The organism is Alteromonas sp. Cnat3-28 (assembly GCF_022348265.1).
GTDB classification, from domain to species: domain Bacteria; phylum Pseudomonadota; class Gammaproteobacteria; order Enterobacterales; family Alteromonadaceae; genus Alteromonas; species Alteromonas macleodii.
In genome coordinates this window covers 58,202-70,647 of the sequence record NZ_JAKREY010000022.1, presented here as the reverse complement: position 1 = coordinate 70,647, position 12,446 = coordinate 58,202, and the positions used below count along the sequence as shown (strand labels likewise).

10 protein-coding genes are annotated in these 12,446 nt (G+C 45.3%); 2 read left to right on the top strand and 8 right to left on the bottom strand.

Annotated elements, in window-relative coordinates:
- Positions 1–260 precede the first annotated feature (260 nt).
- Together MHM87_RS17530 and MHM87_RS17525 are read right to left on the bottom strand one after the other, a co-directional pair.
- Complete coding sequence (locus tag MHM87_RS17530) at positions 261–3,071, bottom strand: bifunctional aconitate hydratase 2/2-methylisocitrate dehydratase (protein ID WP_049587064.1); 2,811 nt, start codon at positions 3,069–3,071, stop codon at positions 261–263.
- 399 nt (positions 3,072–3,470) lie between these two features.
- Positions 3,471–4,697, bottom strand: a complete 1,227-nt coding sequence (locus tag MHM87_RS17525) for a PQQ-dependent sugar dehydrogenase (protein ID WP_049587063.1) — start codon at positions 4,695–4,697, stop codon at positions 3,471–3,473.
- 117 nt (positions 4,698–4,814) lie between these two features.
- Here MHM87_RS17525 and MHM87_RS17520 point away from each other — a divergent pair, with 117 nt between their 5' ends.
- Complete coding sequence (locus MHM87_RS17520) at positions 4,815–5,288, top strand: hypothetical protein (RefSeq protein WP_231514250.1); 474 nt, start codon at positions 4,815–4,817, stop codon at positions 5,286–5,288.
- A gap of 112 nt (positions 5,289–5,400) precedes the next feature.
- A complete protein-coding gene (locus tag MHM87_RS17515; RefSeq protein ID WP_049587062.1) occupies positions 5,401–6,969 on the top strand; it encodes an AMP-binding protein in 1,569 nt (522 codons plus the stop codon).
- A 348-nt stretch (positions 6,970–7,317) separates the two neighbouring features.
- Here the strand turns inward: MHM87_RS17515 and MHM87_RS17510 are convergent, their stop codons facing one another.
- From MHM87_RS17510 to MHM87_RS17485, 6 genes are read right to left on the bottom strand one after another with little or no spacing between them, the layout of a single operon-like run.
- Positions 7,318–8,643, bottom strand: a complete 1,326-nt coding sequence (locus MHM87_RS17510; protein WP_061439561.1) for a tetratricopeptide repeat protein — start codon at positions 8,641–8,643, stop codon at positions 7,318–7,320.
- 6 nt (positions 8,644–8,649) lie between these two features.
- Positions 8,650–9,258 carry an energy transducer TonB gene (locus MHM87_RS17505; protein ID WP_039234966.1) on the bottom strand — a complete coding sequence of 203 codons (609 nt, stop codon included), beginning with the start codon at positions 9,256–9,258 and terminating at the stop codon, positions 8,650–8,652.
- A gap of 3 nt (positions 9,259–9,261) precedes the next feature.
- Positions 9,262–9,669, bottom strand: coding sequence for a biopolymer transporter ExbD (locus tag MHM87_RS17500; RefSeq protein WP_014948289.1), 408 nt, complete (start codon positions 9,667–9,669; stop codon positions 9,262–9,264).
- A gap of 32 nt (positions 9,670–9,701) precedes the next feature.
- Positions 9,702–10,220 carry a MotA/TolQ/ExbB proton channel family protein gene (locus MHM87_RS17495; protein WP_012517279.1) on the bottom strand — a complete coding sequence of 173 codons (519 nt, stop codon included), beginning with the start codon at positions 10,218–10,220 and terminating at the stop codon, positions 9,702–9,704.
- A gap of 2 nt (positions 10,221–10,222) precedes the next feature.
- Entirely contained in the window at positions 10,223–11,587 is a 1,365-nt protein-coding gene (locus tag MHM87_RS17490) for a MotA/TolQ/ExbB proton channel family protein (RefSeq protein WP_014948288.1), read from the bottom strand.
- Positions 11,588–11,600: 13 nt separating this feature from the next.
- Entirely contained in the window at positions 11,601–12,359 is a 759-nt protein-coding gene (locus MHM87_RS17485) for a DUF3450 domain-containing protein (RefSeq protein ID WP_014948287.1), read from the bottom strand.
- Positions 12,360–12,446: the final 87 nt, after the last annotated feature.

Here is a 12,446-nt window from a genome sequence, read left to right as displayed (position 1 = left end):
AGAGCTGTTGCTTGCCGAATAAGATTCACTATGCGACAGTGGAAAACTGCACTCAAATGGTACAGCTCCATAGTCGACGGGGCCTGGACCGCAGGCACATGGAATTAAATTCGTGGGGATCCCTCAGGGTCAGAGTACTTTTCTAGCTGTTTACCGCTAGCTCTACAACCGTACTAATGTACTCTGACCCCATTATTTCGGGTACAAAAAAGTCCCAAACGAGGTTGGGGCTTTTAAATGCGTTTGAAAGCGTTAAGTACTTATACGCGCTTAACAGCTACATCTGCTTCGAACTTAGGCTTAACGGCCAAGTCTTCAGAAGGTGGAGCAAACTTAGTTAGGTCAATGCCTGCAACCGCTTGCTTGTACTCTTCGGTCGTTGGGAAACGACCAAGAACCGTTGAAAGTACTACTAGCGGTGTAGAGCCTAGTAGTGATTCACCTTTTTTCTCAGCAGAGTCAGCTACAACACGACCCTGGAAAAGACGTGTAGATGTCGCGATAACTGTGTCGCCAGGCTCAGCCTTTTCTTGGTTACCCATACACAGGTTACATCCAGGACGCTCTAGGTAAAGAATGTTGTCGTACTTAGTACGCGCCACTTCTTTAGGGTTAGCATCATCAAACTGGAAGCCTGCATATTTCGCTAGAACGTCCCAATCGCCTTCCGCTTTAAGCTCGTCAACGATGTTGTATGTAGGTGGAGCTACAACTAGTGGTGCTTTGAATTCAACAGAACCGTTAAGCTTTTCTAGGTTACGCAGCATTTGTGCGATGATTTGCATGTCGCCTTTGTGCACCATACAAGAACCAACGAAACCTAGGTCTACTGGCTTACCATCGTAGTAAGAAACTGGACGGATAACGTCGTGGGTATAACGCTTAGATACGTCTTCGTTGTTTACGTCTGGGTCAGCAATCATTGGCTCGTCGATTTGATCTAGATCGATAACCACTTCTGCGTAGTACTTCGCGTTGTCATCTGGCGCAAGCGCTGGCTCTTCACCAGACTTGATTTCAGCAATACGCTTATCAGCTAGGTCAATTAGGCCTTGAAGCATGTTCGCTTCGTTGTCCATGCCCTTGTCGATCATGATTTGGATACGGCTCTTAGCAAGTTCAAGCGACGCAATCATTGTCTCGTCATTTGAGATACAGATTGATGCTTTCGCCTTCATTTCTGCAGACCAGTCAGTGAATGTGAATGCTTGGTCAGCCAATAGAGTACCGATTTGAACTTCAATTACACGACCTTGGAACACGTTCTCGCCAGAGAATTGCTTAAGCATTTGCGCTTGAGTCGCGTGAACCACGTCACGGAAGTCCATGTGCTCTTTCATGCTACCTTTAAAAGTAACTTTCACAGACTCAGGGATTGGCATTGCCGCTTCACCCGTTGCAAGAGCTAGTGCTACCGTACCTGAGTCGGCACCGAATGCTACACCTTTAGACATACGCGTGTGCGAGTCACCACCGATGATAATGGCACGATCGTCTACTGTAATGTCGTTAAGCACTTTGTGAATAACGTCAGTCATTGCATGGTAAACGCCTTTAGGATCACGTGCAGTGATTACACCAAAGTTGTTCATGAACGACATAAGCTTAGGAATGTTAGCTTGTGCTTTTTTGTCCCATACTGATGCCGTGTGACAACCAGACTGGTAAGCACCATCTACAACAGGAGAAATCGTTGAAGCGGCCATTGACTCAAGCTCTTGGCACGTCATTGGGCCAGTCGTATCCTGAGAACCTACAATGTTTACTTTAACGCGTACGTCAGAACCCGCGTGAAGCGGAGCATCTGAATTTACGCCAACTGCATTTCGGTTAAAGATTTTTTCAACCGCTGTTAGGCCTTGGCCTTCGTGAGACACTTCTTTCGACGCTGCATATACGGCTGGCGCTTTTGTACCTAGAGTACGTGCTGCGAAAGACTGTAGCTGCTTACCGAATACAACTGCGTAAGAACCACCGGCTTTCATGAACTCCATTTTTTGAGGAGTAAATGATGCAGAAACGTCAGCAAGTTCTTCTGAACCGTTGTAAAGCTTCTTCGCCTTAGTATCGATAGTTAGTACAGTACCAGTTGCTACTGAGTAAGCTTCTTCAAGTACTGGGTCACCGTTTGCATCGCGAACGATTTCACCGTTTTCATCAGTTTTCTTAACCCAGTTCTTAAGGTCAAGACCAATACCACCGGTTACGTCAACAGTAGTAAGGAAGATTGGCGCAATACCGTTAGTACCAGCAACAATTGGCGCTTTGTTTACAAATGGAATGTAAGGGCTTGTTGGCTCACCTGCCCATAGTGCAACGTTGTTAACACCAGACATACGAGATGAACCTACACCCATTGTGCCTTTTTCAGCGATAAGCATCACTTTAGCATTCGGGTGCTTCTTACCAAGTTCAACAATTTCTTGCTGCGCTTCAGGAGAGATCATGCACTGGCCGTGAAGTTCACGGTCGGCACGTGAGTGCGCTTGGTTACCTGGAGAAAGAAGGTCAGTTGAGATATCACCTTCAGCGGCGATGTAAGACACAACTTCAATTTTCTCTGGAACATCAGGAAGCTTGGTAAAGAATTCAGCTTTTGCGTAGCTTTCTAGTACGTCTTTAGCAATAGCATTGCCAGCTTTGAATGCATTTTCAAGACGCTCAGTGTCAGCTTCGTATAGATAAACTTGAGTCTTCAATACTTCTGCCGCAGGCTTAGCAACCGCTTCGTCATCAGAAAGTGCTAGGTCTAGTAGTACTTCTACAGACGGACCACCTTTCATGTGTGAAAGTAGTTCAAGCGCAAACTCAGGGGTAATTTCTTCTACTTTTTCTTCGCCAAGTACAATTTCTTTTAGGAATTGTGCTTTAACACCCGCCGCAGGTGTAGTACCTGGAAGCGTGTTATAGATAAAGAATTTTAGAGAGTCTTCGCGATGCTCGTTTGTTGTATCTTTAATTTGAGCAATAATTTCAGACAGCAGATCTGCACTGTCGATTGGCTTAGGGTTAAGACCTAGTTCCGTTTTACGGGTTTCGATCTCTGCCAGATATTCTGAATACAAACTCATATAGTTCTCTCGGTCTTAGTTTTACTTGGGCGTAGTGTTAAGTCGGTCTTAGCTATACGCATATAAAAATGAGGGATATTTTAACCGATTTTTAGCGGTTACGTAATGACTGAAAGTAAACAGTTAGGTATTCACCCGCCTAAACTGTCGTTGTGTTAAAGCAATTACATTTTTACTAGAAAAACGAATTTTAATTAAAAGCAAAATTAAACTAACCATTTCAGACAGTTAGAAGCAAACCATTTGAAATCAATGACAATATTTAGCTTGAATGGTTTGACCAATAAAGATAAATAATAGTGTTGCACTTATGACAGACATTCATTTTATTTATGGTGCTACCAGTACAAATTACCATCAATTTTGAAACAAAATTTCATTTATTAATGTTTTCTGTGCCTAATTTCCTCTTGGCGATACTTCGATCACTCTTCCATTTTCACCATCGGTCAAAAGAAGCAGGTTACCTTGATGATCAAGCGCAATATCCCGCAGCCGTTCCCCAGGTCCCTCAAACATTTTTGTAGAGATATATTCGTTCGATACGGCTCTAACCGCATACAAAGCTTTGGCTTTCAAACTGGTAACAAGTAACGTATTAGCTAGCATCGGGAAACGCCCATGGGAATAGTAGATCATGGAAGATGGCGCTATAGAAGGTGTCCAGTCTACAATGGGGCCAGTCATACCCGGATAGGTCGAAAAAGGCGAAATTCTAGCGCCGGAATAGTCTTTGCCTAGTGTAACAACTGGCCAACCATAATTTGCGCCTTGTTGTAAAAGGTTTACTTCATCACCGCCATCTGGGCCGTGCTCATGCAAAAACAGGTTGCCGTCACTCCCCTTTACAAGCCCTTGGGGATTGCGGTGTCCAATACTAAAAATAAAGGGGTTATCAGGAAAAGGAGAGTTGGCCAACGGCTTGCCGTCTATTGTAAACCCTAGCACTTTTCCTAGTTGTGAACTGATAACTTGCGCTTGCTCGCGATAATCAAAGCCATCTCCTGTCGTAACCAAAAAGCCCTGTTTTGTGTTTAAAGCACTGCCCTCTAGTTGAAGCAGTTTCCCACCGTAGTGCACAGGCGTGTCTTTGGCTTGTGCCAGTGCTAACACTGGCTGAATGTTAGTAATGCCAGAAGTAAGGGAAAGCTGTCCTTTTACTATGGCAAGACGGTTTGCACTATCGCTCCCCTTGGAATAACTCAGCAACACGGTTCTGTCTTCAGGGAATTGCGAGGGTATAAGAAGATCGAGTACGCCTCCTTGCCCTTTAGTGTACAAGTCATCGAGCATTAAAGAAAACCGCGCACTTTCCCCCTTATTGTCAATAATTACCAGCTCACCATCTCGCGTTACTATCAATATATGGGTGCTTGCCTGAGCCTTATCAATAACCGTCGTTAAGGCCTTGGGAAACGCCAGTGAGGTAGCGATATCTTCTGTCATGACATGCTGGTCGAAATTTTCATAGGCCGTTAGATTTGAGCTACCTGCTTCACGTTGCTCAGTATTAGATGCGTGCTTTTGAGTGAGTTCAGAGGCCGTAGTTACGGCAAAAGCAGGAGCCAAAGCAGCTCCCAGTAAAGAAAAAGCCAGTAAACTGATCATCGTACGCCATGACCTCATTGTGATTGTCCTCTTTTACTTAACATACTATGGTATACCCTATTGCCACGCTCAAACCATTTGAGGCCTGTTGAGTTTTGTTCTAATGCACTGTGCGACAAATCTTGGACTACAAAAATGAACAACCTAATACGACGCACTATTTTCCATTTTTTACCATCATGGGCCGTCGGCTTTCTACTAGCAAGTACGTTTCACTCGTGTGCCGTTTTAATCGGACTCATTCGAATTGATGTTGATATGAATCCAAGCGATTGGTTTTTCATGATATGGCAAGATGCACTAGGCCTTTTGCCTACTTACGGCGTGATTATTGCTGTTACCTTATTGTTGGCGTTCTTGGCGACACATTTCATTGTTAGGCGTCTTAATCAAAATGCTAGTGGCTCTTCCAACCGTACCCGATTTATTCTTTTCACAATAGCGGGAGGCCTGTCGTTCTTATTAATGCTCATTGCCATGCAGCCCATATTGAATGTGACCCTAATTGCAGGCGCTCGCACTACCTTAGGACTTTCCGCACAATGCATGGCAGGCATCTGTGCTGGTGGGCTATATAGTTACTTAAGTAATAGTTCTACAAAAAATTAATAACTAAAAATTATAATACTAAATAACCCAACCCTAATGTAAATGAAAAGTTAAGTTTGCTACTGTAAGGCATAAACACCCTTTTTACTTTGCCCTACTAGGAACAAGCAACATGATAACTTATCCTGATAACGTGACCTGCTTAGCCGATTATATTGAAAGCGTTTTGCAAAAATTTGCCGACAGGCCAGCGTATACGGCGCTTGGACAAACACTTACATTTGCCGAGATAGACCGTAAGTCATCAGCGTTAGCCCGCTACTTTGTTCACGAAGCTAAATTGTCTCCTGGTACCAAAGTCGCCATACAACTTCCTAATTTAATTCAAAACCCTATTGTTGTTTATGCTGCCTTACGCGCAGGCCTTGTTGTAGTAAATACAAACCCGCTTTATACCGAACGCGAGATGAAGCACCAGTTCACTGATAGTGGCGCGAAAGCTCTGGTTATTCTGGGTGATTTGCTCCCCAAATTCACTAGCATAAAAGATGATACTAGTATCGAAACCGTTATCACCACGTCGGCAACAGAGCTTTTAGACCCTAACACTGCACCAAACCTTGAAGGTACGGTTTCATTCACACAAGCAGTGGAGCTAGGCAATACACTGCCTGCATTTGCACGTCCTTCTATTGCTCTAGATGAACTCGCCATGTTGCAATACACCGGTGGTACTACAGGGGTATCGAAGGGCGCAGCCTTAAGTAATAAAAACGTTTTAGCTAACTGCATCCAAATGCTCGACCGTATTGGTGAGGGCTTCAAAGATGGTGAAGAAGTATTGGTATGCCCATTACCGCTTTATCATATTTATGCATTTACGGTTGGAATGATGGCGCTCTTTGCCAAAGGTACTCAGATAATTCTTATACCCAATCCGCGGGATATCGACGGTTTCATTCAAACACTCAAGCCCCATAAAATTTCAGCATTCATGGGGATCAACACCTTGTTTGTTGGTCTTGGAAGACACCCTGAATTTGCAAAGTTAGACTTTTCTAAATTACACCTCACGATGTCTGGCGGCACCGCACTTACTCAAGCCGCAGTATCCATTTGGCAAGACGTAACCGGGAACACCATCACCGAAGGCTATGGGCTATCAGAAACTGCGCCAGTTGTATCTTTTAACATTCCAGGTAAAGAAGAGATTGGCACGGTGGGGCACGAACTAGAAGGCACTGAAGTTGCGTTACTGGATAGCCATGATAAGCCGGTGGCCGAAGGCGAGTCAGGGCAAATTGCAGTTCGCGGACCTCAGGTTATGCTGGGTTATTGGAACCGAGACGACGAAACTGCCAAAGTCATGACCCAAGATGGCTTCTTTAAAACCGGGGACATTGGCATTCGCACCGAGTCTGGGGCAATTAAAATTGTAGACCGTTTAAAGGATATGATTATTGTCTCTGGGTTTAATGTCTATCCAAACGAGGTTGAAGATGTTCTTACAACGCACCCTAGCGTGATGGAAGCCGCAGTTGTGGGTAAACCCGATGAAAAGACCGGTGAGCGAGTGTGTGCATTTATTACTGTTTCAAGCGATGTATCAACACAAGACGTCATTGATTTTTGTAAACAGCACCTCACAAATTACAAGATCCCTAAGTCGATCACGATACTTGACGAGCTACCAAAATCTACCGTCGGAAAAATTCTACGTAGAGAGCTTCGTTCGGCTTAATGACTCCCCCACTTGCGCCGCACATTCAGCGCGGCGCTTAATACCCAGTTTTACGCGTTTTCCATCGAAAAATCAGATATTTTTGTTTCACTATCTCAAGGCAAACCTGGCAAGGCGAAGTACATAGTCTGACTAAGTTGGGCGAGCCTTGGTACGTATTCACCACTCTGGTTCCCGTCATCAAGTCGTCGCCGCGGGTAGACCACCTAATTGCTATTGCCACCGATATATCAGAACAAAAGCTCCAAAAAGCGTACGACGAAGCCCAAAGTGCTTTTCCCTAGCGCATAAAAAAGGGTCGAATATTATTCGACCCTTTTAAATGATGTATTAACGAAAGTACGATTTTTAACTTGTACCTAGCTCAGCTGCAATGGCGTCTGCCTGACGCTTTTCGCCCTGCACAAACTGCTTCCACTGCTGTGCCATAGCACGACTTTTTTGGTGCTTTTCTGCTTCAGCTAGCTGATTAAGCGCAAGGGCATATTGCTTCTTGTTGTAAAGTGCCATGCCTTTAATCAGGTAAACCAAACCAGGGTTTCTCAAATCGCCCTTTTCAACCGCTCGGTCTGCCGCAGCAATTGCATCGTCGAAACGCTCTTCATTAAGAAGAATTTGCGCTAACTGTGCATCTAACTCACCGTCTTCAGACAGTTCAGCAGCTTGCATCATAACGGGTATGGCTTTGTCTTGCTCTTTGGCTAGCGACCAGCTTTGACCTAAGAACTTAAGGTTGCGCAAGTTTTTCTCCAGCACACCGTCGTTCATCGCCTGCTCCATCAACTTGGCACCTTTGTATGGCACGCGATGATAGTAATAAAGCTGCGCCATATTGAACACATCAGCAGATGTATTAACGAACCCGCGCTGATAGGCGGTTTCCATGATAGCCAACTGCTTGCGCTCTTCGCCTAGCTCACCGTACATACCAGCTAGCTGGATCCAATACTTAGGCTCGTCAAACAACTTCACCATTTTAATAAGAACGTCTTTAACCTTTTGAGGCTGCTTGAGTTCGTAAAAAATAGCACGTTGAAGAATTAACCACCCTTCATCAGGGATCATGCCTTCTGCTTCGTGATCGGCAACGGCTTCAGAAATCCACATTGCAGCTTCGTCGTACTGTTTATTTTGGTAGTACGCCTGGGCCTTTATCACTTTATTTTTAACCGGTACAGGGCCTGTATTTAGGCTTTCCCAACGTTCCAAATAAGTGATGGTGTCGTCGTAATTACCTTGCATAAGGTTAAGCTGAGCCAAACTGAAAAGCGTGGTCATTTCAAACTTTTCAGGAATAGGCTGTTGCTCTACGACTTTCGCGAACGATTCTAACGCCTTTGTATAGTCTTCGTTGTTGTAATAAATGAAGCCGAAAAAGTTGTACATCATGGCTTTTTCGTAGGCGTTCATAGAATCAGACTTATCTTCTACTTCTTTCAAAATAGAGATAGCTTCTTCAACATTACCCGCTTCATCTGCCGCTGTTTGTGCACGAGCCAGCTGCTCGTAAACCTTGCCGCGCAATGTAGGCACACGACGAGTTTTCTTTTCGCTCGCTTTTTGCTCTTGCGCAACAGCGTCACTAGCAACCAACATAGAAGGTACAGATACCGTGGCCGATGCAAATGCAAACGCCAGTGCACTAAGCAATGTATTCGTCTGTTTTCTCATCATGTTCTGTTACCCGTCAATTTGGAACGAAATGCGGTTTTGCACACCAGACACTTCCGTTGCTTCGCCATTTACCACTCGAGGCTTATATTTGAACTTCATTGCTGCATCAATAGCCGCTTGTTCAAAAATACCTGAAGGGTTAGCTTCAACAACAATTGGGTCGCGTACTGCGCCTTGTTTAGTTACTGTAAATTCAACAATAACGAAACCTTCAATACCCCGTTGAAGAGCACGCCTTGGATAAACTGGCGCAACCTTAACGATAGGAAGATATTCACCGTCACCGGATTCGAGGGCCAACCCGCCTTCTAACGAGATGTCGTCTCCGACTTCAGCACCAAAGTCCATCGACGTACCTTCTGCATCCGGAGAAGGCGAGTCCATTTGAGGCTGCTCCATTTGCGGTGGCGGCTCTTCAGGCTTAGGTGGCTTCTTCGGCTTACGATCTTTTTTCTCAACCTGTTCATCCTGCTTAACCCTTACGAAGTCAAGCACGCTTCCCTTAGGCGGCTCAGTTAGTGCGCTGCCACCCATCTTGATAAGCGATTGCATCAAGAAGAACAGGCCTAACGTGATCGCAAGGGAAATAACAAATGCGATTAAATATCGTGGCATGATTTATTGCTCTTGGGCTGCAATCGAAACATCGTAAACGCCAGCGGCTCGCGACGCGTCCATAACCTTAATCAGTGTTTCTGTTGTGGCTTTTTTGTCAGCCTGAATTACAACAGAACCCTGTGGGTTTTCTGCGCGAAGACGCTCAATGTTCGCTTGCACTGCGCGAACGTCGATACGGCGTTTGTTAATCCAAATTTCGCCTTTATCTGAAATAGCGATAAGAATATTAGCGCGGTCCTTTTTCACAGCAGTTGCTGCTTCTGGACGGTTAACATCGATACCCGCTTCTTTCACAAATGACGCAGTCACAATGAAGAAGATCAACATGATAAATACAACGTCCAGCATGGGCGTCATGTCGATGGCTGCTTCTTCTTCATCGACTAAGTTTTGAAAGTGCTGCTTCATAATAAATACCTTACCTTAACGCTTAGCTAGCATTAACGTTGAATAATCAATGCATCCTCAAGATGCGTGCGTTCTGATTTCACCATACGAGTTAACCAGGTAGCGGCGAATACGCCTGAAAGTGCGCCAACCATGCCCGCCATTGTGGGGATAGTGGCTTTCGATACACCTGACGCCATTGAACGAGCATTACCTGAACCCGCAATTGCCATTACATCGAACACTTCAATCATACCGGTAACCGTTCCCATCAAGCCTAGCAGCGGACAAAGCGCAACCAGTGACTGGATAATTGGGATGCTGCCGTTTAGGCGCATGGTTAACTGTGAAATTGTTTTCTGACGAACCTGCTCTGCGAACCAAGAAGAGCGATCGGCACGTGCTGTCCACATTGCTATCGCTTCTTTCTTGGCTTGCTTGTGCCAAACCATCAGATACATCGCACGCTCGAGGATCAAAAGCCACATAACGAATATCAGCAGACCGATGACCAGGAGAACCTGGCCACCTGTTTCTGTGAAATCGCGAATTGCTTCTAGAAACTCGATCATGATTAGCCTCGCTCAGCGCGCTCTGCAATTACGCCAGACGCCTGTTCTTGTAGGATATACACAATGTTCTTAGAACGTGTGTTAAGCATTGCATAAAGCAGTGTCATTGGAATCGCTACAACTAGACCTAGTACTGTTGTTACAAGTGCTGTTGAAATACCACCAGCCATCAGTTTCGGGTCACCCGTACCAAACAACGTGATAGCCTGGAAGGTGTTGATCATACCGGTTACCGTACCTAGTAGACCCATAAGCGGTGCTACAACAGAGATAATCTTAATGATAGTTAGGTTACGACCTAACTTAGGCACTTCGCCCAAAATCGCTTCTGTAAGGTGAAGTTCAAGTGCTTCAACGTCGGCGTCTGGGTGCTCGTCACGTACTTTAAGTACACGGCCAAGCGGGTTGTTTGTGTTTACTTCTTTGCTCTTAAGCTGTTTGTTCACTTTCATGCGAATAAGCGTCAGCGTTACAAGACGCTCAAGGGCAAGTAGAAGACCGAATGCACCAACGATAAGAATGATGTAACCTACAACACCGCCCTGCTCTACACGCTCTTGAAGGTTAGGCGCTTGAACAAGAAGACCTAGGATTGAACCACCCGTTGGGTCGATACCGAACTGCACTAATTCACCGCTTGATGCTTGTAGTTCAGCAGCAGAATCCATGTAACGGTCAGCAGGCTGACGCACAAGTTCAGATACTGTACCTGTTACACCGTTGTACTCTAGGTATTTACCATCAGCAACAAGTGCAAAAGGACCTACGCGAACAACAGACTTATTCACTTTTTCACCGCCCGCTTCAACAACGTCTGTCTTGAACGTAGTGACTTTGCCGGCTTCAGTCATCTCGCGTTGCATTTCAAACCAAACGCGCTCAATTTCTTCAATTGATGCAAGTTTTGAGCTTGAACCCATGTCTTGTGCCATCTTATCAAGGAAGTCAGCACGGCCAGGGATTTGTGCAGAAACCACTGAGTTATAGAATTTGTTTTTGGTGTCGCCAGCGATTTGCTGAAGCACACCGAATAGCTCTTTAAGTGAACCAAGACGTGTGTCTAGTGCACCGTTTAAGTCAGCCAGTTTGAATTCGTTTTCTTCGAACTGAGTTTCAAGCTGCTCTGATTGTGCAAGCATTTGGTCGCGCTTTTCACGAGTTTCGCGAAGAATGCGATCTTGCTCTGCACGTTGCGCTTGGAAATCACGCTCGCGCTGTTTGTTTTGCTGAGACTGTGCGAACTGACCTTCTTCTAGTTGCTTAAGAAGTGCGTCTAAGTCCATGGCACGGTCGCTTTGTGCGAAAGCACCAACGCTGATGCTAAGGGCTGCTAGACCAACAGCGATACGTTTTACTGTGTTAAACATTCTCATCAACCTCTTAGTCTGTAATTGCCACTGGCAGCATTAGCAAGTCTGGTGCAAGTTGCTTCTTCGCCATGCGCAGACCTTTTGTAATTTGTGTACGGTAGCTGCTATCAAGCTCTTCCCACTGACGAGTTTGCTTGTTCCAAACACCCTGCATGCTTGCATCACGTGTTTGATAAATTAGCGCTGTGCGACCAAGGCGTAGGAATTCAACGTCACGCTCTTGACCGTTAATTGAATGAATACCGCTGTACGCTTCCATAGTGCGGCCGTAGTCCATCTCTACTTGATACGCTTCCATTACGCGGCGGAATTTCTCAGACGCAGCAACGTCGGCACGGTCCATCATAGCGCGAAGGTCAGCAACGCGATTTGCGCGCTCTTCTGGAAGGAATGGTACGTCTAGCGCAACAAACTGCTCTAGGCCGTCAATCATACGCATCATTAGTGGCGTGATTTGACGCTCAACAACAGACACTTCATCGATAGCAGCATTTAGGTCTGCCATTTCTTGCTCTTGGTTATTGATTTGCTTACGAAGCTGAGTGTTATAAACCTCAAGGCCTTCGATTTCTTTCATCAATGTTTTGAACTGTTGAAGTTTGCTGTCGATTTGATCGGTAATACCGTTAATCTTTTCTTGCGATTTCGCCGCTGACTCGTTTATTTTCGCTGCCTCATCGACAACGGGTTTTAAGACTTCATCGTCTTGTGCAAGCACGGGTGTCGCTGCTAGCGCACCTGCCACAAGCAAGGCATTGATAAGCTTCATACATTCAAACCTTTAAAGTTAAAAGAAATCGGTTGTATCCGACTATAAATTTCTGCGCGTAGGATAGGAGTTTTCTGTGACAGTTTT